The organism is Erwinia sp. V71, from assembly GCF_965644245.1.
Lineage (GTDB): Bacteria > Pseudomonadota > Gammaproteobacteria > Enterobacterales > Enterobacteriaceae > Erwinia.
Genome location: NZ_CBFFRK010000002.1, coordinates 34810 through 57238, shown reverse-complemented (window position 1 = coordinate 57238; position 22429 = coordinate 34810). Strand labels below are relative to the sequence as shown.

At 54.4% G+C, this 22429-nt stretch carries 18 protein-coding genes; 8 read left to right on the top strand and 10 right to left on the bottom strand.

Annotation, left to right across the window (positions count from 1 at the left end; all coding sequences use genetic code 11):
* Window positions 1-55 precede the first annotated feature (55 nt).
* The 3 genes from mtgA to arcB all read right to left on the bottom strand — a co-directional run bounded on the left by mtgA (window position 56) and on the right by arcB (window position 4006).
* A complete protein-coding gene (gene mtgA, locus ACSZO1_RS00755; protein WP_437608540.1) occupies window positions 56-781 on the bottom strand; it encodes a monofunctional biosynthetic peptidoglycan transglycosylase in 726 nt (241 codons plus the stop codon).
* Complete coding sequence (gene elbB / locus ACSZO1_RS00750; protein ID WP_437608538.1) at window positions 778-1431, bottom strand: isoprenoid biosynthesis glyoxalase ElbB; 654 nt, start codon at window positions 1429-1431, stop codon at window positions 778-780. The genes mtgA and elbB overlap by 4 nt, the downstream gene beginning before the upstream one ends.
* A gap of 235 nt (window positions 1432-1666) precedes the next feature.
* Window positions 1667-4006 carry an aerobic respiration two-component sensor histidine kinase ArcB gene (arcB, locus tag ACSZO1_RS00745; protein WP_437608536.1) on the bottom strand — a complete coding sequence of 780 codons (2340 nt, stop codon included), beginning with the start codon at window positions 4004-4006 and terminating at the stop codon, window positions 1667-1669.
* 712 nt (window positions 4007-4718) lie between these two features.
* Between arcB and ACSZO1_RS00740 the strand changes: the two genes are divergently transcribed.
* Window positions 4719-10259 (top strand): glutamate synthase-related protein, encoded by a 5541-nt coding sequence (locus tag ACSZO1_RS00740; protein ID WP_437608534.1) that lies wholly within the window; start codon window positions 4719-4721, stop codon window positions 10257-10259.
* A gap of 100 nt (window positions 10260-10359) precedes the next feature.
* Window positions 10360-12117 carry a sulfite reductase subunit alpha gene (locus ACSZO1_RS00735; protein WP_437608532.1) on the top strand — a complete coding sequence of 586 codons (1758 nt, stop codon included), beginning with the start codon at window positions 10360-10362 and terminating at the stop codon, window positions 12115-12117.
* Window positions 12118-12242: 125 nt separating this feature from the next.
* Here the strand turns inward: ACSZO1_RS00735 and sspB are convergent, their stop codons facing one another.
* The 5 genes from sspB to zapE all read right to left on the bottom strand — a co-directional run bounded on the left by sspB (window position 12243) and on the right by zapE (window position 15909).
* Window positions 12243-12728, bottom strand: a complete 486-nt coding sequence (sspB, locus tag ACSZO1_RS00730) for a ClpXP protease specificity-enhancing factor (RefSeq protein WP_437608530.1) — start codon at window positions 12726-12728, stop codon at window positions 12243-12245.
* 4 nt (window positions 12729-12732) lie between these two features.
* The gene (sspA, locus tag ACSZO1_RS00725) at window positions 12733-13374 is read right to left on the bottom strand and encodes a stringent starvation protein SspA (protein ID WP_437608528.1); all 642 of its coding nucleotides are present in this window, start codon (window positions 13372-13374) and stop codon (window positions 12733-12735) included.
* Between the two features lie 323 nt (window positions 13375-13697).
* Complete coding sequence (gene rpsI / locus ACSZO1_RS00720) at window positions 13698-14090, bottom strand: 30S ribosomal protein S9 (protein ID WP_437608526.1); 393 nt, start codon at window positions 14088-14090, stop codon at window positions 13698-13700.
* A 15-nt stretch (window positions 14091-14105) separates the two neighbouring features.
* Window positions 14106-14534, bottom strand: a complete 429-nt coding sequence (gene rplM / locus ACSZO1_RS00715; RefSeq protein WP_437608524.1) for a 50S ribosomal protein L13 — start codon at window positions 14532-14534, stop codon at window positions 14106-14108.
* A gap of 244 nt (window positions 14535-14778) precedes the next feature.
* Window positions 14779-15909, bottom strand: a complete 1131-nt coding sequence (gene zapE / locus ACSZO1_RS00710; protein WP_437608522.1) for a cell division protein ZapE — start codon at window positions 15907-15909, stop codon at window positions 14779-14781.
* 176 nt (window positions 15910-16085) lie between these two features.
* Here zapE and zapG point away from each other — a divergent pair, with 176 nt between their 5' ends.
* The 3 genes from zapG (at window position 16086) to degS (ending at window position 19060) form a co-directional block, all read left to right on the top strand.
* Window positions 16086-16487 carry a Z-ring associated protein ZapG gene (zapG, locus tag ACSZO1_RS00705; protein ID WP_437608520.1) on the top strand — a complete coding sequence of 134 codons (402 nt, stop codon included), beginning with the start codon at window positions 16086-16088 and terminating at the stop codon, window positions 16485-16487.
* 80 nt (window positions 16488-16567) lie between these two features.
* Window positions 16568-17932, top strand: coding sequence for a serine endoprotease DegQ (gene degQ, locus ACSZO1_RS00700; protein WP_437608518.1), 1365 nt, complete (start codon window positions 16568-16570; stop codon window positions 17930-17932).
* A gap of 81 nt (window positions 17933-18013) precedes the next feature.
* Window positions 18014-19060, top strand: a complete 1047-nt coding sequence (degS, locus tag ACSZO1_RS00695) for an outer membrane-stress sensor serine endopeptidase DegS (protein ID WP_437608516.1) — start codon at window positions 18014-18016, stop codon at window positions 19058-19060.
* 48 nt (window positions 19061-19108) lie between these two features.
* On the opposite strand, the gene mdh is transcribed toward degS, so the two are convergent.
* Complete coding sequence (gene mdh, locus ACSZO1_RS00690; protein WP_437608514.1) at window positions 19109-20044, bottom strand: malate dehydrogenase; 936 nt, start codon at window positions 20042-20044, stop codon at window positions 19109-19111.
* 449 nt (window positions 20045-20493) lie between these two features.
* Here mdh and argR point away from each other — a divergent pair, with 449 nt between their 5' ends.
* From argR to yhcN (ACSZO1_RS00675), 3 genes are all read left to right on the top strand, one after another.
* Window positions 20494-20964, top strand: coding sequence for a transcriptional regulator ArgR (gene argR / locus ACSZO1_RS00685; protein WP_437608512.1), 471 nt, complete (start codon window positions 20494-20496; stop codon window positions 20962-20964).
* Between the two features lie 434 nt (window positions 20965-21398).
* Window positions 21399-21662, top strand: a complete 264-nt coding sequence (yhcN, locus tag ACSZO1_RS00680) for a peroxide/acid stress response protein YhcN (protein WP_437608511.1) — start codon at window positions 21399-21401, stop codon at window positions 21660-21662.
* 115 nt (window positions 21663-21777) lie between these two features.
* The gene (yhcN, locus tag ACSZO1_RS00675; protein WP_437608509.1) at window positions 21778-22047 is read left to right on the top strand and encodes a peroxide/acid stress response protein YhcN; all 270 of its coding nucleotides are present in this window, start codon (window positions 21778-21780) and stop codon (window positions 22045-22047) included.
* A gap of 98 nt (window positions 22048-22145) precedes the next feature.
* Here yhcN (ACSZO1_RS00675) and ACSZO1_RS00670 read toward each other — a convergent pair whose 3' ends face one another.
* Window positions 22146-22415 carry a barstar family protein gene (locus ACSZO1_RS00670; RefSeq protein WP_437608507.1) on the bottom strand — a complete coding sequence of 90 codons (270 nt, stop codon included), beginning with the start codon at window positions 22413-22415 and terminating at the stop codon, window positions 22146-22148.
* Window positions 22416-22429 lie beyond the last annotated feature (14 nt).

The following is a 22429-nucleotide window of genomic DNA, read 5'->3' as shown; positions in this document are numbered from 1 at the left end:
CCCTTCCCGCACATAATCAGTACCTGACGTAGCGCGTAAGACCGCGATACGTCAGTCAGTCCAGTTTATGCTCGCGTAAAAAGTCCTCACCACCCAGCTGCCGCATCTGGCGCATTATCCACAGCTGGCGCTGCCGCACATAACCTGAGGGTGCATTCGCTTTGTAACGCAGCGGGCTTGGCAGCACCGCCGCCAGCAACGCCGCTTCTGACTGCGTTAAGCGGGAAGCGGGTTTACGGAAATAGCGCTGCGCGGCCTCTTCGACACCAAATACCCCTTCACCAAACTCTGCCACATTGAGATAGACCGTCAGAATACGGCGTTTCGTCCACACCACTTCGATGCCCAGCGTGAGACCGGCTTCCAGCCCTTTCCGCAGCCAGCTGCGGCCATCCCAGAGAAACACGTTTTTTGCCGTCTGCTGCGACAGCGTCGATGCGCCGCGAATACGATTCGAACGCTGATTATGATCCAGCGCAGCCGCAATCGCATCGGTATCAAACCCCCAGTGACTGGGAAACTTCTGATCCTCGGCCGCGATCACCGCCAGCGGCATCCACGGCGAAATATCATCCATGCTGACCCAGTCAGAGTGGGCGACATACGCAAAATCGCCGCGCAGCCAGGCACCAATCTGCCGTTCCACCATCACCGCCGAGAAAGGCACAGGCAGAAAAGCAAAAATAACGATCCCGGCACTCCACACTCCGGCGATCACCAGCAGTGCACGCAGCAGCCAGAACTTCATCCACTGCAAGAGGTTCCCTTTACGTCTTCTCATGCCATCATTTCCAGCACGCGCTTCACCAGCTTGTCGATGCCGTCCGCAGCTTCCGGAATCGAACGCGCCAGCATATACGCCGGGGTGGTGACCACTCTGTGCTCTTCATCCACCACAATATCATCCACCGGACAGGGAACATGAATTCCCCCCATCGCTTCAATCGTTTCGGCATAGTCAGCATCGGTTCCGGTAGTCACCCGAACAGGTGCATTAAGCAGTCTGGGAATTAACGCCGGAGCAACACAAATAAAGCCGATTGGTTTACCCTGCTTATAAATTTGCCGGGTAAGATTTTGCAGATTTTCATCGATTTCGCAGTTTTCACCGGCCGTAGCAAGGCTGCTCAGGTGATGCGCCACGCCAAAACCACCTGGTACGATGAGCGCGTCAAGCTGAACGGAGTCAGCCTGATCAATAGGTAAAACTTTTCCCCTGACGAGACGTGCAGATTCCACCAGCACATTGCGTGACTCCGTCATCTCTTCGCCAGTAAGATGATTAATAACAGTAGCTTGCATCTTATCCGGCGCAAAGCAAAAGGCTTTAGCACCCGCCCGTTCAATCGCCAGTAACGTCAAAACTGTCTCGTAAACTTCGCTGCCATCATAAACACCACAGCCGCTCAAAATTACACCAATGCTGCGCATAGTTTCATTCCCTACTTGACTGTGTTAGCAAATTAATGTTTGCTGTATTTAAACGCTGCGCTATATCACACATTTTAATGAATCTTGTTAAAACTTATCCAGGATTTGCTAAGGTGTTTCTTAGCGTTTACCAATACCAAAGTCTGGGCACAAAGCATTCCAATGATGAGAATTGCGCAGACGACGATTTCCCTGGTGTTGGCGCAGTATTCGCGCACCCCGGCCCAAGCCGGGGTCATTTTTTTTCAGCATCCTGAACCCACTCGCGCAGTACCGCGACGTCATGACGCCACTCCTGTTTCAGCTCGTCGATCCACTCCTGCACGTTATCCCACCACGCAGGTAACTCCGGACTCTGAATCTGCTTCGCCAGTTGCTGCAGATGCTGCAGACCAACCGACCCCGCAGCGCCCTTAATTTTGTGCCCCTCTTCGGCAATTCCTTTCTGGTCGCGCGCCATCATATTGGAATCCAGTACCGCCAGATAACCCGGCATCATCTGCTCAAACATCGTCAGACTCTGGTTAATCAGGGAAGGGCCGACCAGATCGAGGTACTGCTCCAGCATCGGAATATCCAGCAGAGCCAGTTTTTCACTCTCCACCGCATCATTCTCCTCATGGCTGTCATCGGCTTCCCAGTCCCAGTATTTTTTAATCATCGCCGTCAGTGCCGGCACCGCCAGTGGCTTGCTCAGCACATCGTCCATACCGGCATCGAGATACTCGCGTTTGTCTTTCAGCACGTTTGCCGTTAACGCCACCAGCGGTGGCAGATGCTGCCCGGCAAAACGCTGATGAATCGCGCGCGCCACATCCAGCCCGGTCATATCCGGCAGCTGGATATCCAGCAGCACCAGGTCAAACTCCTGCGGATCAAACATCTCCAGCGCTTCAGCGCCAGTCATTGCCACTTCCACGCTGTTGCCCAGTTTCTCCAGCACGGAACGCGCCACCACCACATTCAGCTCGATATCTTCCACCAGCAGCACATGCAGCGCCGGTAACGGCAGCTCATCTTCTGGCAGCGTATCCGTGACCTCTTCCACCACCTGCGGCGCACTGATCTCGACAGTAAAGCAGGAGCCCTGGCCCGGTGCGCTGCTGACGGTAATATCACCGCCCATGTTTTGTGCCAGCCGCCGCGATACCGCCAGCCCGATGCCTGTACCGGTCGCCGGTTTACCGCCGTGCTGATCTTTTACCTGGTAGTACATGGCGAAAATTTTGTCCTGCTCATCCTGCGGGATACCCATGCCGGAATCCTGCACCTCAAAGCGCAGGCGCTCGCTATCTGGCTGATACTGCACACGCACCACAATTTCGCCCTGCTGAGTAAATTTCACGGCATTGCCGATTAAATTCCACAGGATTTGTCGTAAACGCGTACCATCCGCGACAATTTTATCTGGCAGAGGCAGTTCAGGCTGCATGACAAATTTCAGCCCTTTCGGCTGCGCCAGCAGCCCGGAAAGGTTCTCCAGGTCAGCGATAAAGCCGGTGAAATCGAGCGGCTGGTTATCGAGCTGCACTTTGCGCCGTTCGATTTTGTCCATCTCAATCACATCGTTAAAAATATTGCCGAGGGTAATCGCAGACACATGGATGGTTTTCAGGTATTTCAGCTGCTCCTGGTTCAGATCGGTATCCAGCAGAATACGGCTCAGGCCGACGATGCCATTTAGCGGCGTGCGCAGCTCATGGCTGATCGTAGAGATAAAGGTGGTCTTTTCGCGGCTGGCGTTCTCCAGCGCGTCCTGGTAGCGTTTACGCTCGGTAATATCGCGGCCAAAGCCCATCAGGCCGCTACGTTTACCGACGCGGTCATAATAAGGCACCTTACGGATTTCAAAACAGGCTTTGCGCCCGTCAGGATATTGCAGCCACTGCTCATAGGTGAGCGACACATTATGGCGGAACACCTTCTCATCGGTTTCCAGCACTTTGGTCGCTGCTTCTTCGTCATACACATCCTGTGGCGTCAGGCCGATCAGCTGCTTCTCACTTTTGCCGGTCAGCAGTTCCATCGCGCGGTTACAGCCGGAAAACTGCTGATCGATATTGCGGTAGAACACCAGATCGGGCGAAGCATCCAGGAAAGAGCGCAGGAAAGAAGATTGCTGTTCCAGCTCGATTTGCGCCTGCTCACGCCGCGCCATCTCTTCTTTCAGCTTCTCCATCACCATCAGGCGCGCCTCTTCGGCTTTAATACGATCGGTAATTTCCTGATTCAGCTGGCTGATGGTCTCCTGCATCTGCTGGTTGAGGGCCAGATCGCGATGACGCATTTCCTCCAGCTTATCCACCAGCCGCGCCAGCCGCTGGCGCGACTCTTCCAGCTGCTCCACCACGACTGACAGGAAATAAACCGCCCACGGGGTAATCAGCAGGCCGAAGAAGACCGAGCGCACCATATCGATGCTTTCCACATGACCGCGCAACAGCATCGTCACTGCCATCTGCACAATCATCGCCAGTACCACCAGCGCGGACGCCAGCAACAGGGAAAAACGCACCAGCCCCAGCTTGACCATCAAATCAACGTAATACTGCGCTAATAAACGAATTTGTTTCATAACCGCTTCCTTACCGATCGATATCAACATCATATCGCACTTTCCTTCTTTTAGGCGGAGCGGTGTAAAGGGGGGTAAATTCGCACCAAAATGGTGCGAAAACCGCGCCTGGCGGAGCTTTCGCGCATTTTCCCCAGCAAAGGTATTGACTAATTTTATTAACCGCATAATCTGGAGGGCCGCCTGAAAGAAAGGCGGCCCTCCGCAACGATTGCTTTTCAATGTGATGGCCTTGTTTTGTCGTCCGATTTCCTTTTATCTAAACGAATAACCATTCACCTTTAATGATATTCTAGTCACGCACCAGGTAATTAGTTTTACTAATGATCGCCCGCTATTTAATGCAAATATCTGTCCCGGGCAAAAACAGATTCATCCTGCGGTTAAAACGATCCAAACAGAATATTATGCTGAAATGAATTCCAGCACCAGCATGGTGCAGCCATTTGCTCGCTGCACTATAGTGAGTCAGCTCACACTTATGATGGTGCAACACCTGCTATAATTGCGATAAAAAAAGCAACAAAAACGTTTAAATACAAAAACATAACCATATAAAAGCGTAAAAAGGCATAAGAAAGAACGGTATTTGACCTATGTACGCTTTCCCGATAAGTTGGAATTCCGCTGGAAGCTTTCCTGACGGGCCCGTGTCTCGGCATATCTATGCAAAACAAGAAGAGTCAGAAGTAGTAATTTTTAGGAGGCCTCAATGTCCAATCCAAACCCGTATCCCTATGGCTTGTATGACCCATCAAAAGACAGTGATAGCTGTGGCGTGGGTTTTATTACCCGTAAGGATGGCGAGCAAACCCACGAGGTTCTCCAGATGGCGCACAGCGCCCTGTGCACCGTTCCCCACAGGGGCGGTATGTCAGCAGAAGGTGTTGGCGATGGCGCAGGGGTTAACGTCGATCTGTCCCTGAACTTCTTCCGCAAGATCACCGGCCTGCAACTGGAAGCCGGACGCTTTGGCGTCGGTAACTTCTTTGTGCCAAAAGATGCCGAACTGCGCGCCAATGCTGAACGTCTGGTTGAGCAGACGCTGGCTACTTATGGGTTCGACATTCTGCTGAAACGCGATATGCCGCTGGATAACAGCGTGGCGCGTCCGGCAGCTGCACAATTCCAGCTGCCTATCGCCCAGTGGGTGTTTAGCGCACCGCAGGATATTGCCGACCAGGATGCGCTGGAAAAACGCATCTACCGCGCGCTGCTGGATATCGAAGCACGTGCCTTTACTGAAAGCGCTTTTACCGAAAACGGAAGTGGCGGACTGTATCCGCTGTCGCTCTCTTCGCGCACCCAGGTGTTTAAAGCGCGTCTGAATTCCAATGAAGTGATCCCTTACTTTAAGGATCTGACCGATCCGGATCACCAGGTTCGTGGCCTGTTCTTCCACACCCGTTTCTCCACTAACACCGATCCGCACACCACCATGGCGCAGCCGTTCCGCCTGATGGCGCATAACGGTGAACTGAATACCGACCGTAAAAACCGCATCGCCGAAGCGGCGCTGATGCTGGCGCGCGGCAAGAAGATTGTGCGTCCGAAAGGCCAGTCCGACAGTTCGCGTCTGGACCAGAGCATCCACAGCCGTCTGATGGAAGATGAGTTGGACCTGATCACCGCCGTGGTCTCCATGATGCCGCCAGCGTGGGAAAACGACGACTCGCTGTCGCCACAGGTGCGCGCGATGCTGGAGTACTTCTCCCTGTATGAAGAGAAGAACGATGGCCCGGCTGCGCTGATTTTCGGTAATGGCGAAGTGATTGGTGCACGTCTTGACCGTCTCGGCCTGCGTCCGCTACGCTCAGTGGAAACCGCGGAGTATATCGGTGCGATGTCCGAAGCCGGGCAAATCGCCTTCCCACCGGAAAGCGTGCTGCGCCGTGGCCGTATCGAAGCCGGTGGCATGCTCTATTACGATCACCGCGAAAAACGCAGCTATACCACCGTGGAAGCGCTGGAAAAGCTGGCGGCAGAAAAAGATTATCCGGCACTGCTGGCGAAATCACGCGTCAGCCTGAAAGATCTGCCAGAGATCCCGGCGGAAAAACTCGGTTCACCGCTGCGCTATAGCGGCGACCTGAAAACCTATCAGCGTTTTGTGGCTTACTACTACAACCAGGAAAGCTTCAAATTCATGATGGACCCGATGCTGACCACCGGCGCTGAGAAAATCTCGGCAATGGGCTACGGCAACGCCATCAACGTATTGTCCGACCACGAAGGCGGCATGGCGCACTACTTCTCACAGCGCTTTGCTCAGGTCACCAACCCGCCGCTGGACTCCATCCGTGAAGCGGACGGTATGACCCTGCGTGTGGCGCTGGGTGCGAAACCGCACCTGGGCCGCAGCAAAGGTCGCCAGATTGTGGTGCCAACGCCGATCCTGACGCACCTCGATATGCTGCGTCTGCGTGAGCAGGATGTCGCGCCTTACGAACGTTTCGAAATGCTCTATCAGCCAGTGATCGGCACCGACATCATCAGCCGCGCAGCGAACGCCAACGCGCTGGAAAAAGCCATCGATGACCTGGCACAGCAGGTGGTGGATTTTGCCCGTGCGCAGGGCGGGATTGCGGTGATTACTGACCGTCATATCTCCTCTACGCAGGCTGCGATGCCAATGCTGCTGGTGGTTTCTGCTATCAACCAGCGTCTGGTGCAGGAAGGCCTGCGTCTTGACGTGTCGCTGGTGGTAGAAAGCGGCCAGAGCATCTCTTCTCACCATATCGCCGCCGCGCTCGGTTTCGGTGCGTCCGCTATCTATCCGCTCGGCGTGCAGATGCGTGCTGAAGAGAAATATGGCGAAGGTGAAGAAGGCAATAAAGCGTTTAAACGCTACGCCAAAGCAGCCGAAAAAGCGCTGATGAAAACCATGGGCAAAGTTGGCCTGTGTACCGTGGAAAGCTACAGCTGCGGTGAATTCTTCGAGCCGAACTTCCTCGATACCGAAGATCCGGTGCTGAAGAAGTACTTCCCGAATATCAAAACGCCAGTGGGCGGCGCTGGCTTTGCCGCGATTTCCCAGATGGCAGTGGACTGGCACCAGAGCGCGCTGAAAATTCAGGGTGAGTCCGATGTGCCACTGCTCGGTCTGTTTAAAGAGCGTGCAGAAGGTGCCGGTCACTCTTACGGCACCATCGCGGTACGTACCTTTATTGATATGACTGAGCAGCCGATCACGTTTGCCGATAAGCCACGCGAAGAAGATCAGTTTATCCGCCTGCTGACGCTGGCGAAGCTGGACAATGCGTTTAACATCAAAGCGAAGTCCTTTAAAGACAGCAGCTTCGAACGCATCCCGAACGAGGTGATCGACGCCTTCACCATCACGCCGGATTACCGTCACTTCTCCAGCCTGATGCACGAAGAGCGTAAACGTCGTCCGGCGGCGCTGCGCGATATTCTTGCCTTCCCGGCAGATTTAACGCATGTCGACAGTGAGGCGGAGTTCTCACGCAAACTGAGTCGTTACGCCCTGCTGAACAACGGTTTTGCCGTGCGCGGTCTGGCGTGTGAAAGCCAGGAAGAAGGTCACTTTACCCTGCGCTTTGTCGATGCGATTGACGGCCTGAAACCCGAAAACGAACGTTTCGCGGCGCTGGCGCGTGCGCTGAAAACCCGCTTTGTTGACGATATCGTTAGCAGCGAAGTGACACCGGGCGCGCTGCAACTGCAGGCCACAGGTAAAGCCGCAGACTATCTGTCACGCCTGTTCACGTCAGCACCATCAATTCCGTTAAGTGACGTACAACCGGCACACGAAATTACCCGCACTTTCGCCTCTGGCGCGATGAGCCATGGCGCACTGGTGGCTCCGGCGCACGAAGCGGTGGCGCACGGCACCAATATGGTCGGCGGCATGAGTAACTGCGGTGAAGGCGGCGAGCACTACTCCCGTCACGGCACCATCCGTGCTTCACGCATCAAGCAGCTGGCGTCAGGTCGTTTCGGCGTCTGGGCCGCTTACCTGGCCGATCCGATGCTGGAAGAGCTGGAGATCAAAATTGGTCAGGGTGCAAAACCCGGTGAAGGCGGTCAGTTGCCGGCACCAAAAGTCACAGTAGAAATCGCGGCAGCCCGTGGCGGTACGCCTGGCGTTGAGCTGGTGTCACCACCACCGCACCACGATACCTACTCGATTGAAGACCTGGCGCAGCTGATCCACGACTGTAAAGCCGCACGCGTCAGAGTGATTGTGAAACTGGTATCGTCCGAAGGTATCGGCACTATCGCCGTCGGCGTGGCGAAAGCGGGCGCAGACGTGATTAACGTGGCGGGTAACACCGGTGGTACGGGCGCAGCGTCCGTCACCAGCCTGAAATACACCGGTCGCGTGGCAGAAATCGGTATCGCCGAAGTACACCAGGCGCTGTGCGCTAACGGCCTGCGCGACAAAGTGATTCTGCGCTGCTCCGGCGCGCAGCAGACCGGCAGCGACGTGGTGAAATCCGCACTGCTGGGCGGTGACAGCTTTGAATTCGGCACCACCGCGCTGATGATGCTGAAATGCGTGATGGCGAAAAACTGTAACGTCAAATGCCCGGCCGGTCTGACCACCAATGCCGAAGCCTTTGATGGTGACCCGCGCCAGCTGGCGCAGTACTTTATGAACGTGGCGCACGAAGTGCGTGAGATGCTGGCGCGTATGGGCCTGCATTCCCTGCGTGAAGCGCGTGGCCGTTCCGATCTGCTGCACCTGATGGATCACCCGCGTGAAGTCGGCAAACTGGATCTGCGTGCGATGCTGACCGTCGTGCCAGAACAGAAGATTGATCGTCCGGTCTATCTGGAGAAAGACTTCGAGCTGGATGATGGCTGGGTGAAACTGCTGAATGGCGAGCTGGTCGAGCGCGCCAGCCGCGATATCCACTTTGGCGAGAATGTCACGCTGAACAACCGTAACAAGAGCGTGGGCGGTCAGCTGGCAATTGATATCGAGCGTATGCTGAACCACCAGCTGGATGAGCAACAGCTGAAGAATATCCCGGCAGTGCTGCAGGACGACCGTGGACGCCGTTATCTGGCGCCAGCGACCGTCAATATCACCACCTCCGGTTCTGCCGGTCAGTCCTACGGTGTGTTCTGTAATGACGGTATGCGTATGACGCATCAGGGCACCTGTAACGATGGCGTGGGTAAAGGCCAGTGCGGCGGCGAGTTGATCATCAAATCACCAGGTGGTGGTTCACCGGAAGGCGACGGCAACGTGCTGATCGGTAACTTCGCCCTGTTTGGCGCCACCGGCGGTCGTCTGTTTGTGCAGGGCCAGGCGGGTGACCGCTTCGCGGTGCGTAACTCTGGCGCCACGGCTGTCGTGGAAGGCGTCGGTGATTTCTGCTGTGAATATATGACCAACGGCGCGGTGCTGAACCTTGGCACCTTCGGCAAAGGCTTTGGTAATGGTATGAGCGGCGGTTTCGCCTACCAGTACGACCCGTACCGTGCGCTGGCAGCGCACGCAGCGGGTGATTCCGTACTGTTTGGCTCGATTGCCGATGATGACGAAATGGCTCGCGTACACAAACAGGCCGTGCTGACCATGCTGAACTGGCATCTGGAAGCCACCGGTTCCGAGCGTGCCGCCTGGCTGCTGGCGCACTGGGAAACCGAGTGCCAGAACTTTGTCTACGTGATGCCACGTTCCCTGCTGCTGTACCAGGATGGCGGTGAAATCCTGAAGGCGAAGGCACGTAAAGATCTGCTGGAAGAGCTGTCCACCGCGCTGGCGGGCCATCAGGTGAGCAAATTCAAGCAAGCCTGGCGTGATGGCAAAACCATCGCCAAAGGGGCGGTGCCAGACTATGGTGCGACCGATACCCAGGATATGTTCGTACTGCTGAATAACTACAGCGTACTGAACTATGCACAGCAGCTGGCGCTGTCACGCATGCCAAAAGGTGCTTCAGTTGAAGATGCTGCGGTGCAGAAAGCAGTACGTAACCTGCTGATGACCGAAGATTTCGCGCTGGTCAGCAAGCTGCAACGCCATGCCCGCGCGGCGATTGAGAATTACAGTGATGAAGAGCTGGCTTCGCTGATTGCAGCGAAGCGTATGTCGGACTACAAAGCGGCGCTGACGCAACGCAATATCCGTTCGATGGACAGTCTGGCGACCTATGGCTGGATTATTTATCAGGATGCCTGCAACCGACAGATTCTGGGTGGACTGCCTGACTTCGAAGAGCTGTTTGCCCGTGCAGCATTACCTGAATTAGCCGCGGCGGTCGGGAAACTCTCCTGATTGCACGCCAGACGGAACGCTTGCCCTGACGACTTCGCGTTGCCGCCGCATAAGCGGCAATGTGAAGCATAACGGATATGAAGATTGAGAACAGAAAACGATGAAGATTCCATACATTCCTGAAGATGCGCCATTTAATGGTGAGCAAAAATACTGGCTGGCCGGTTTCCTCGCAGGTCTGCACTCCCGTCTGCTGGTGCTGGAAGGTCAGCAGCAGACTGCCGCTGCGACAGGCGCGGCGGCGACCACTCAGCTGCATATTCTGTTTGGTTCGCAGACCGGTAATGCTGAAGCGTTAGCACAGAGCGCCGCGAAAGCCGCACGCGCGAAAGGTCTGGTGCCAGTGGTGCAGGGCCTCGGTGAAGTGGATATTGAAGTGTTCGCCGCGATGCGTCATGTGCTGATCGTCACTTCGACCTACGGTGAAGGCGAAATGCCGGACAACGCCCAGCTGTTCTGGCAGGCGATTTCCGCCAGCACAGCGCCGCGTCTGGAGCAGATGCACTTCGCCATTCTGGCAATTGGTGATACCAGCTACGATGGTTTCTGCCAGGCAGGTAAATTTATCGATATGCGCCTGGAACAACTGGGTGCAAAACGCGTGACGGACCGTATCGATTGCGATATCGATTACGAAGAGCCCTCTGAACAGTGGATTGCCGGCGCAATGCCACAATTCGCCGCCAGCGCAGGCAGCACCGGCACCGTGCTGGAAAGCGCGCCGGAAGCACCGGTTATCCCGGGCAGCAACAAACAGAATCCATACGCTTCCGCGCTGGTGACCAACAAACGCCTGTCAGGTGACAATTCCGGCAAGGATATCCGTCACTTTGAGTTTGACCTGACGGACAGCGGACTAAAGTATGAAGTGGGTGATGCACTGGGCGTGTTCGCGGTTAACGAACCTGCGCTGGTCAGTCTGCTGCTGACGCAGCTGAAAGCCGACTACGACACGCCAGTCCCGGGCTTCGAGCGCAGCCTCGGCGATCTGCTCACCTACCAGTTTGAAATTTCCGAGCCTTCACGCAAGCTGATCGAATGGGTAGGCCAGAACACCACTAACCAGGAACTGCGCCATATTCTGCAGCACGACGACAAAGACACTATGGGCGTCTGGCTGTGGGGCAAAGACACCCTCGATCTGCTGCAACTGGATCTGACCCGCTCGCTCAGCGTGCCGGAATTTGTCGCGATGCTGCGTCCGCTGCAGCACCGTGCTTACTCGATCTCTTCCAGCCAGAAAGCGCATCCAAATCAGGTGCATCTGACTATCGCTTCTGTACGCTACCAGAGTGGTGGCCGTGCACGCAGCGGCGTGTGCTCAACGTACCTCGCGGACCGCGTCGGCCGTGGCGAAAAACCGGCAATCTTTATTTCGCCAAACAAAGGCTTCCGCGTACCTGCCAACGGCGACGCGCCACTGATCATGGTCGGCCCGGGCACCGGTATTGCACCGTTCCGCGCTTTCCTGCAGGAGCGTGAAGTGACCGGTGCGCAGGGCAAAAACTGGCTGTTCTTCGGCGACCAGCATCAGGAGCATGACTTCATCTACCAGGATGAGCTGAACGGCTGGCAGGAAAGCGGTCTGCTGACCCGCCTGGATCTGGCGTTCTCACGCGACCAGGCGGAAAAAATCTATGTGCAGAACCGTATGCTGGAACAGGGTGCAGAGCTGTACGCCTGGCTGCAGGAAGGTGCCTACTTCTATGTCTGTGGTGATGCCTCGCGCATGGCGAAAGACGTGGATAAAGCGCTGTATAAGGTCGTGGCACAGTTCGGCGGCATGTCTGAAGAGCGTGCAGCGGACTATATCGATCAGCTGAAGAAAGAAAAACGTTACCTGCGCGACGTGTATTAATCGTTTTCTGTCTGAAGAAACCGCCAGCATGCTGGCGGTTTTTTTTCGTCTGTCATCCACCATTGGTGTGCACAAATGGCGGCCAGCGGGCATAAAAAAACGGGCCAGATGGCCCGTTAAGCATTTTATTTCACGACACGCAGTGCCGGACGCCCACCACGCGGTGGCGGGTCGTCATCCGGGTTATCGTCCTCATCACGGACATCATCCGGGCGATCGCCATCAATCACCGACATTACGGTTTCCGGCTCACTCTGCTCAGCGTCGAACTCACCCTGCTCATAGCAAGGCTCAGGTTCGAACATGGTGCCTGCTCCGTTCTCACGGGCATAGATCGCCAGTACGGCATACAGCGGCACGGTGACCTGACGCGGCACACCGCCAAAGCGCGCATTAAAGCGCACTTCGTCATTGCCCAGTTCGAGGTTACCTACCGCACGCGGCGCGATGTTCAGTACAATCTGGCCATCACGCGCATACTCCAGCGGCACCATCACCCCGGGCAAATTGATGTCTACGACTAAATGCGGCGTCAGCTGGTTATCCAGTAGCCACTCATAAAACGCGCGCAACAGATAAGGGCGACGTGCGGTTAGTTGAGACATTTCCATACTTTTAGCCCCGCGTTTGCAGGCGCATTTCACGTTCCGCTTCCGTCAGGGAAGCAAGGAAGGAGTCACGCTCAAAGACACGTGTCATATAGCCTTTCAGCTCTTTCGCGCCACTGCCGACCAGCTCAATGCCTAACTGTGGTAAACGCCACAGCAGCGGAGCCAGGTAGCAGTCAACCAGGCTAAATTCTTCGCTCATAAAGAACGGTGTACGAGAGAACAGTGGAGCAATCGCCAGCAGCTCTTCACGCAGCTGTTTACGTGCGTTTTCAGCTTCCTGCGCATTGCCGTTCTCAATCGTGCGCATCAGGCTGTACCAGTCCTGCTCCACACGGTGCATCATCAGACGGCTTTCACCACGCGCCACCGGATAGACCGGCATCAACGGCGGGTGCGGGAAACGCTCATCAAGGTATTCCATAATGATACGTGATTCATACAGCGTCAGCTCACGATCCACCAGCGTTGGCACGGTGCGATACGGGTTGAGGTCAATCAGATCCTGAGGCAGATTATCCATTTCAACCTGCTCGATCTCGACACTGACACCCTTCTCAGCCAGCACGATACGCACCTGATGGCTAAAAATGTCCGTCGGACCAGAAAACAGCGTCATTACCGAACGTTTGTTGGCAGCGACAGCCATGAAAACCTCCAAGTTTATCGGGAAAATTACTGCGAATAGCCAACCACGCGGCGACTAACCTGCTTGATATAACCGCTCGCTTCCCAGGGTCGCCCCGCCCCGGTATCCTGACCGGTACAGCAGAGACAACCACCCGGCTAAACGGGCGCAAAGTGACACATAGTTTACCAGATTTTAGGCAGCTTGTGGGGGCCGTGTTGTAGATTTGGCGGGAAAATGCGAGTACACGCGGAGATTTGAGCCGTTCATGGCACAAACAGAGATAAAAAAACCCGGCACGAAGGCCGGGTTTTTGCGATAACGCGTACTGTAAACAGTGCGAATTAACGTTTGGAGAACTGTGGACGACGACGTGCTTTACGCAGACCGACTTTCTTACGTTCAACCTGACGCGCGTCACGGGTGACGAAGCCAGCTTTACGCAGTTCGGAACGCAGAGATTCGTCGTACTCCATCAGAGCGCGGGTGATACCGTGACGGATCGCACCTGCCTGACCAGAGATACCACCACCTTTAACGGTGATGTACAGATCCAGTTTACCAATCATGTCTACCAGTTCCAGCGGCTGACGAACTACCATGCGGGCAGTTTCACGACCGAAGTACTGTTCCAGAGAACGCTGATTGATAACGATGTTGCCGCTACCTTGCTTGATGAAGACGCGAGCGGTAGAGCTTTTGCGGCGACCAGTGCCGTAGTTTTGAGTTTCAGCCATTGCCATTAATCCCGATTAAATGTCCAGAACTTGCGGTTGCTGTGCCGCATGGTTGTGCTCGTTGCCAGCGTAAACTTTCAGTTTACGGAACATAGCACGACCCAGCGGGCCCTTTGGCAGCATGCCTTTAACCGCGATCTCAATGACACGCTCAGGACGGCGAGCAATCATCTCTTCAAAGGTCGCTTGCTTGATACCACCGATGTGGCCGGTGTGGTGATAATAGATCTTATCGCTACGCTTGTTGCCGGTAACAGCAACTTTGTCAGCGTTCAGAACGATGATGTAATCACCAGTATCAACGTGCGGAGTGTATTCCGCTTTGTGCTTACCACGCAGACGACGAGCCAGTTCGGTCGCCAGACGACCTAAAGTTTTGCCTGTCGCGTCAACAACATACCAGTCGCGCTGTACGCTTTCCGGTTTAGCTGTAAAAGTTTTCATCTAAAAGCTTACCCAAATTAAGTTACACGTTGGTGAAATCCCAAACGCTTGAATAAACGGTTGAGGCTCACACGACCATCTTGACCAGCAAGCCACCCCTTCGAATGAGTTACTGGAACACGCAAGGTTTTTGGGAAAAAAAACCATTGCTGTAACGTGGGGTCGCAAGATTATAGAGAAGTCATCCCCGAAGCGCGACCCTTTTTTGCGCTGAAATCGACAATTACTGGCTGTTTTTTGCCGTTCAGGGCAGATGCGGCAGCCGCAGGTACTCTTCACTCTGCATTTCCTGCAGGCGTGACAGGCAGCGCTGGTACTCAAACTTCAGCCGCTCACCCTGGTAGATATCAAACAGCGTGGTTTCCGCTGCCACCACCAGCTTCACATGGCGCTCATAAAACTCATCGACCAGCGCCAGAAAACGCCGCGCCTGGTCCTCATTACGGTTGGTCATCACCGGCACATTAAACAGCAGCACACTGTGAAAACGGCGCGACAGTTCAATGTAGTCGTGCTGGCTGCGTGCATCACCACACAGAGACACAAAATCCATTGCCACCACCCCATTCGCCATACCGATGGTCGGCAACGGACGGTGATTCACCTCCAGCACCGGATGTTCGCCGTCACGCGCCACGCCTGCCAGTGCGCTGTACATGCGATCCATTTCGCGCGCGGTTGTCTCATTCAGTGGTTCCATCCACAAATGAGCCGACGTCAGGGTACGCAGACGGTAATCGATACCGGCGTCGACATTCATAATGTCGCAGTGGCGCTTAATCAGTTCGATGGCCGGCAGGAAACGCGCGCGCTGCAGACCGTTACGGTACAGCTCATCTGGCGGAATATTCGAGGTTGCCACCAGCGAGATACCGCGGGCAAACAGCGCTTCCATCAGCGTGCCAAGCAGCATGGCGTCGGTGATATCCGACACAAAAAATTCATCAAAGCACAGGATATCGGTCTGCGCCTTAAAACGGTCCGCGATAATCTCCAGCGGATCGGCCTGCCCCTGCAGCTGTGTCAGCTCTTCATGCACATGCAGCATAAAACGGTGGAAGTGCAGACGCTGTTTGCGTTCACCAGGAATCGCCCGAAAAAACATGTCCATCAGCCAGGTTTTGCCGCGCCCGACGCCGCCCCACATATACAGGCCGCGCACCGGCTCGACGCGCGCGCTTTTCTCCTTGCCCATCAGTCTGCCCAGTTTGCCCAGCAGCCCTTTTCCGCTGCTGGCGCTCGCCGCGGGTGCAGCGATCAAAGCCTGACAGATAGCGTCTAAACGGGTAATGGCTTCACGCTGGACATCGTCGGGTTGGTAATCACCATTAGTCAGTGCCAGCTGATAAAGCGCCAAAGGAGAAATTGTCTGCATTGTTCAATCACATTCCCTGAAAAAGTGGTCTGTCACATCATCGGTTGACGAAAAAAAGGCCGCTCTACACTAAGCTATGCTGCCGCAGGATTCCACTTCCATTAGATTAGCGGGTATAGTGGCTATTATTATGTTGAAAGGCCCTACGGACAACGAAGACAACATGGGAGTCATTTATGACCTGGGAATACGCGCTTATTGGGTTAGTGGTTGGTGTCGTTATCGGCGCGGTCGCAATGCGTTTTGGTAATAAGAAATTGCGTGAGCAACGCAGCATGCAGTACGAACTGGAAAAATCCAAAGCCGAACTGGCTGACTATCGTGAAGAGCTGACGAATCATTTCGCGCAGAGTGCCGAGCTGTTAGGCAATATGGCGCGCGATTACCGTCAGCTGTATCAGCATATGGCGAAAGGCTCGAACGATCTGCTGCCAAATCTGCCGGGTGAGAAAAACCCGTTTGCCTATCAGTTAACCGAAGCCGAAGCGGACAACGATCAGGCGCCGGTACAAATCCCGCGTGATTACTCTGAAGGGGCCTCCGGCCTGTTGCGTGGTGAGCGCGCCACGCGCGATTAACGCTTCATGATTCAGGGCGCTGCGGCGCCCTGCTGTGCAGTCCTGTTTGCCCCATTTATTGCAGCGAGAGCGTCGTAACGATGAAGAAAAAATCATTATTGTTGAGCGCAGTAGCCTTAAGTATCGGTCTGAATGTTGCCCTTGCCCCCAGTGCCAGCGCGGCACTGCCGGCGCAAATTCAGGGGCAGGCGCTGCCAAGTCTGGCGCCGATGCTGGAAAAAGTGCTGCCTGCGGTCGTCAGCGTCCATGTTGAAGGCACCCAGACCGCCAGCCAGGATATCCCTGAACCGCTGAAACGTTTCTTTGGTCAGCAGGGCGGCGAGGCAAAACCACAGCCGTTTGAAGGGCTCGGTTCCGGAGTCATCATTAATGCTGCCAAAGGCTATGTGCTGACCAATAACCATGTAGTGAATGGCGCCGATAAGATCAAAGTGCAGCTCAGCGATGGCAATGAATACGATGCCAAACTGATTGGCCAGGATGAGCAAACTGATATTGCGCTGATTCAGATTAACGGCGCGAAAAACCTGACAGAAGTCAAAATTGCCGACTCCGACCAGCTGAAAGTCGGCGATTTCGCTGTCGCCATCGGTAACCCGTTCGGTCTGGGACAAACCGCGACCTCAGGGATTATCTCCGCACTGGGCCGCAGCGGGCTGAATCTGGAAGGCCTGGAAAACTTTATTCAGACCGATGCCGCAATTAACCGCGGCAACTCCGGCGGCGCGCTGGTCAACCTGAACGGTGAGCTGATCGGCATTAACACCGCCATCCTCGCCTCCAGCGGCGGCAATATCGGTATTGGCTTCGCTATCCCGGCCAATATGGCGGTCAACCTGGCGCAGCAGCTGATTGAATTTGGCGAAGTGAAACGCGGCCAGCTCGGTATCAAAGGCACCGAAATGACGCCGGAAATGGCAAAAGCGTTTAATGTTGATGCGCAGCGCGGCGCATTTGTCAGCGAAGTGCTGCCGAAATCGGCGGCCGCCACGGCCGGCATTAAAGCGGGCGATATTATCGTGTCCGTTGATGACAAGAAGATCACCAGCTTTGCCGAACTGCGGGTGAAAATCGGCACCACCGCGCCAGGTAAAGAGGTGAAGATTGGCCTGCTGCGTGAAGGTAAGCCGCAGACAGTGACCGTTAAGCTTGAGCAGAGTGCACAAACCACCGCCAGCGCCGCCCAGCTTTCTCCGGCGTTGCAGGGCGCCACCCTGAGTGATGGCCAGCTGAAAGATGGCACCAAAGGGGTGAAAGTCGATAATGTTGATAAATCGACCCCGGCGGAACGTGCAGGACTGCATAAAGATGATGTCATTATTGGCATCAACCGCTCGCCGGTCACGAATCTGGCCGAACTGCGCAAAATCCTTGAAGCGAAGCCGCCGCTGGTGGCGCTGAGCGTGGTGCGTGCAGGCGAAAATATCTACCTGTTACTGCGCTAAATCACGATGCGGACACAACTCCGTGTGTGTCCGCATCAGTCGTGCTATTCTGCTGACGTTCTTTCCTGTTGATATAACACCATGTTTCCTAAACTTTTGCGTTCAGTGATTTTTGGCCTGATCGTGGCGGCAATTTTACTCGTCGCGATGCCTGCGCTGAGAATGGGCAGCAACATGCTCTCTGCGCCAGAAAACAGTGCCGACGAGACACCCGTGAGTTATAACCCCGGTGTGCGACGTGCTGTGCCTGCCGTGGTCAATGTCTATACCCGCGGCCTGGATAACAATATCACCGCGCTGGCCTCCGGCGTGATCATGAGCGCAAAAGGCTACATTCTGACCAACCGCCATGTGGTCAGTAATGCCAATCAGATTATTGTCGCCCTGCAGGACGGTCGCTTTTTTGAGGCACTGCTGGTCGGCTCCGACAGCCTGACCGACCTGGCGGTGCTGAAAATCACTGCCACTAACCTGCCGGTGATCCCGATGAACCCAAAACGGGTGGCGCATATTGGCGATATCGTGATGGCGATTGGTAACCCTTATAACCTCGGGCAGACCGTGACCCAGGGGATTATCAGCGCCACCGGACGCGTGGGTCTTAGCCCGTCCGGTCGCCAGAACTTCCTGCAAACTGACGCCTCCATTAACCACGGTAACTCCGGTGGTGCCCTGATCAACTCGCTGGGCGAGCTGATGGGCATCAACACGCTCTCCTTTGATAAGAGCAATGATGGCGAAACGCCGGAAGGCATTGGTTTTGCCATTCCCACCGCGCTGGCGACCAAAATCATGGATAAGCTGATTCGCGACGGGCGTGTGATCCGCGGCTATATCGGCATCAACGGCAGCGATGTGCGTCAGCGCCCCGACCAGAGTATGGGCATTGAACATATCCAGGGTATCCTGGTCAGTAAGGTAAATCCGGGCAGCCCGGCGGAACAGGCGGGAATTCAGGCGAACGACGTGATTACCAGTGTCGAGGGTAAGCCGGCGATATCGGCACAGGAGACGATGGATCAGGTGGCGGAAATCCGGCCAGGATCGGTGGTGCAGGTGCAGATATTACGCGGTGATCAGCGACTGACGCTGCCGGTGACTATTCAGGAATATCCGGAACAAAACTGAGAGCAAACCGATATAGCAGGGAGCCGCATAGCAGCTCCCTCGCCGTGATTACTTCACAAACTCTTCGCCCTGCTTAATATCACTCTTCAGCGTATCCAGCATGCCTGTCAGCGACTGCTGCTCAAACGCGCTCAGCGCACCAATCGGTTTACGCTCCTGAATACCGTTTTTCCCTAGCAGCAGCGGCTGGGCAAAGAAACGGGCGTGTTCGCCGTCACCTTCAACATAGGCGCACTCCAGCACATTGCTGTCGCCCTGCAGTGCACGCACCAGTGACAGACCAAAACGCGCTGCCGCCTGCCCCATCGACAGGGTTGCAGAACCGCCACCCGCTTTGGCTTCCACCACTTCAGTACCGGCATTCTGAATGCGTTTAGTCAGGTCAGCCGCTTCCTGTTCGCTAAAGCTGACGCCCGGGATCTGTGACAGCAGTGGCAGAATAGTGACACCAGAGTGACCACCCACCACCGGCACTTCAATCTCCTGCGGCTGCTTGCCTTTCAGCTGCGCCACAAAAGTGTTGGCGCGGTTAATATCCAGCGTGGTGACGCCAAATAGTTTGTTTTTGTCATAAACACCGGCTTTTTTCAGCACTTCCGCCGCAATCGCCACGGTGGTGTTCACCGGATTGGTAATCACACCAATCAGCGCTTTCGGGCAGGTCGCAGCAACCTGCTCGATCAGATTACGCACGATACCGGCATTAACGTTAAACAGGTCGGAACGATCCATACCCGGCTTACGCGCCACACCAGCAGAAATCAGCACCACATTTGCGCCCTTCAGCGCAGGCGTGGCGTCTTCGCCGCTAAAACCTTCAATTTTGACGGCAGTAGGAATGTGGCTCAGATCAACAGCCACGCCAGGGGTAACGGGAGCGATGTCGTACAGAGAAAGCTCTGAACCTGCAGGAAGCTGGGTTTTAAGCAGAAGTGCGAGCGCCTGGCCAATACCGCCAGCGGCTCCGAGAACTGCAACTTTCATCCTAAACTCCTTATTATTGTGTGAGCAAAACGTGCCGTGAATCCATTGGGCTGACGAGAATAACCAACCCATGAGGTAATGACGAGAAAGATGTCGCCTTTCTGTACACAGTTGCGCTGAAACCAGTCAAAACGCAGCATAATTGACCACAACACCTCCCGATCTGACGCCAAATAGCTCGATTTATAGCCAGATAGTTCTGCGGCTACCATAACCCGCGTATGCGATCAAAACAACATCAATCCGATAACATTTTGTTCACTTTGTGCGCTACATCTATGCGCATATCCGCGGTTGTCATTCGTGGCTAAATTTGCCAGAATGCGCGTCCGCAGTGAAATAGCCCCTGTTTAGCCCAAAGTTAATTTGCATAACAATTCATCTAAATGCATAATAATTTATCGCTGACTTATGGCGTCCTGTTGTTTCCTCTTTTATATCGGTAACCTATGCGTAACCCATCAAAACAAGAAGATCTGATTAAGGCATTCAAGGCCTTACTGAAAGAAGAAAAATTTAGCTCGCAAGGTGAAATTGTTCAGGCGCTGCAGGACGAAGGTTTCGACAATATCAACCAGTCCAAAGTCTCGCGCATGCTGACCAAGTTTGGTGCGGTACGTACCCGCAATGCCAAAATGGAGATGGTCTACTGCCTGCCTGCCGAGCTTGGCGTACCCACCACCACCAGCCCGCTGAAAAATCTGGTGCTGGACATCGACTACAACGATGCGCTGGTCGTGATCCATACCAGCCCGGGCGCAGCACAGCTGATTGCACGCCTGCTGGACTCACTGGGTAAAGCCGAAGGCATTCTCGGCACCATCGCCGGTGACGACACCATTTTTATTACTCCTGCACGCGCCTTTAGCGTAAAACAGCTGTATGACGCCATTCTGGTGCTATTCGAACAAGAGCTATAAATAGCGTAGCTGAAACTCTGGCGTAACTTGCTACTTACCTCGCATTATCATCATCTTTACTTAGAGCCGACCCGTTCGGCTCTATTTATTTGTCGGCTACCCAGCCATCCTTCCGGCCGAAACAACCACAATAAGATGACAATCTCATGTCATCTGTCGCTATTTTCCCGCCATACAGCGTGATCCACTGCAAAGTTACGCACGAATAGCTAAATTCACTTATGTGATTGTTTTTACATAAATTCAACATGTGACGGGCAAAATATAAGCATTTTTTATAACCCATGGTTATTAAAAAGTCATTTCCATGCAAAGAATCCCAAAAAAAGATTATTATCAGAGTATTAATTTCCTACGTGATTAGATCTATACTTGTTTTCGTGATGAACATCACAGTATGTAAAAAGATAAAAACAGACGACGAGGAAATGAATATGAACATTAAAACTAGTATCGCAACCATGAGCCTGCTTTCTGCACTGTCATTTGGCGCTTTTGCAGCGCAATCTATCAATGCTGAACAGGCACAAAATCTGCAATCAATGGGCACTGTCAGCGTCAGCGCGATTACCGCTTCACCTTCAGATATCCGTGAAGCACTGTCACAGAAAGCCGATCAGCAGGGCGCCAGCGCGTACCGTGTGATTGAGGTTTCTGACAACAACAGCTGGCACGCCACTGCAGAACTGTACAAGTAAGCAACGACATTACCACGGTATTAAAAACATTAAAGCTGAACGGCAACCCCAAGAATAAAAACGGCTTTTCAACCCTTTCGGTTGCCATGAACAATCTATTTCTGGAGTAAAAATAATGAAAACGTCTATCGCAATCGCTGCATTAGGTCTGGCTTCCGTACTGTCTTTCGGCGTCAGCGCCGCGAACCTGGTGACTCAGCAGCAGGCTGACAGCCAGAACCTGCAATCTGTCGGTGTGATTTCCGTCAGCGGCCTCGATGGTTCACCGATGACCATTCGTCAGGCACTGTCTGAGAAAGCCAACAAAGAAGGCGCCAGCTCTTACCGCATTATCGAAGCGCGTAACGACGGCAACTTCCACGCCACCGCAGAAATCTATAAATAATCATTCCTCGTTGATCGCATTTGATCTAACGAACCTTTTGGCCCCGTTCGCCGGGGCCCTTTTTGCCGAGGCATACCTTCTGATGGAGGTAAGCGTGTTTAACGCACATTGAAGCGGAGCTGGCCTTCCAGCTCCTCTTCAGCCTCATCAAAAAGCAAGATCAACGCTCCATAGCGCCGCTTCTGTCCCGATCCTAAATGAATAAACTCGATTTCCAGCGGTAACGGCAGCACAGAAAGCGTCACCGCATCCCAGAGTGAATCCAGATCGCTAATCAGTCTGTCGGCCAGCGCAAAGCGCTCGGTAAACTGCCGATAGAAATGAGCCTGATCGACAATCTCATTGAAATCAAAGCTCTCTTTTCTCATGCCCGGCTGCTCCC

Excerpts from the sequence above, each read along its gene's own strand:
- zapE (WP_437608522.1), bottom strand. The coding sequence starts at position 15,909 with ATGCAGACAATTTCTCCTTTGGCGCTTTATCAGCTGGCACTGACTAAT.
- yhcN (WP_437608511.1), top strand. The coding sequence starts at position 21,399 with ATGAACATTAAAACTAGTATCGCAACCATGAGCCTGCTTTCTGCACTG.
- mdh (WP_437608514.1), bottom strand. The coding sequence starts at position 20,044 with ATGAAAGTTGCAGTTCTCGGAGCCGCTGGCGGTATTGGCCAGGCGCTC.
- degQ (WP_437608518.1), top strand. The coding sequence starts at position 16,568 with ATGAAGAAAAAATCATTATTGTTGAGCGCAGTAGCCTTAAGTATCGGT.
- ACSZO1_RS00670 (WP_437608507.1), bottom strand. The coding sequence starts at position 22,415 with ATGAGAAAAGAGAGCTTTGATTTCAATGAGATTGTCGATCAGGCTCAT.
- yhcN (WP_437608509.1), top strand. The coding sequence starts at position 21,778 with ATGAAAACGTCTATCGCAATCGCTGCATTAGGTCTGGCTTCCGTACTG.
- rplM (WP_437608524.1), bottom strand. The coding sequence starts at position 14,534 with ATGAAAACTTTTACAGCTAAACCGGAAAGCGTACAGCGCGACTGGTAT.
- argR (WP_437608512.1), top strand. The coding sequence starts at position 20,494 with ATGCGTAACCCATCAAAACAAGAAGATCTGATTAAGGCATTCAAGGCC.
- degS (WP_437608516.1), top strand. The coding sequence starts at position 18,014 with ATGTTTCCTAAACTTTTGCGTTCAGTGATTTTTGGCCTGATCGTGGCG.
- arcB (WP_437608536.1), bottom strand. The coding sequence starts at position 4,006 with ATGAAACAAATTCGTTTATTAGCGCAGTATTACGTTGATTTGATGGTC.
- ACSZO1_RS00735 (WP_437608532.1), top strand. The coding sequence starts at position 10,360 with ATGAAGATTCCATACATTCCTGAAGATGCGCCATTTAATGGTGAGCAA.
- mtgA (WP_437608540.1), bottom strand. The coding sequence starts at position 781 with ATGAGAAGACGTAAAGGGAACCTCTTGCAGTGGATGAAGTTCTGGCTG.
- rpsI (WP_437608526.1), bottom strand. The coding sequence starts at position 14,090 with ATGGCTGAAACTCAAAACTACGGCACTGGTCGCCGCAAAAGCTCTACC.
- zapG (WP_437608520.1), top strand. The coding sequence starts at position 16,086 with ATGACCTGGGAATACGCGCTTATTGGGTTAGTGGTTGGTGTCGTTATC.
- ACSZO1_RS00740 (WP_437608534.1), top strand. The coding sequence starts at position 4,719 with ATGTCCAATCCAAACCCGTATCCCTATGGCTTGTATGACCCATCAAAA.
- sspB (WP_437608530.1), bottom strand. The coding sequence starts at position 12,728 with ATGGAAATGTCTCAACTAACCGCACGTCGCCCTTATCTGTTGCGCGCG.
- elbB (WP_437608538.1), bottom strand. The coding sequence starts at position 1,431 with ATGCGCAGCATTGGTGTAATTTTGAGCGGCTGTGGTGTTTATGATGGC.
- sspA (WP_437608528.1), bottom strand. The coding sequence starts at position 13,374 with ATGGCTGTCGCTGCCAACAAACGTTCGGTAATGACGCTGTTTTCTGGT.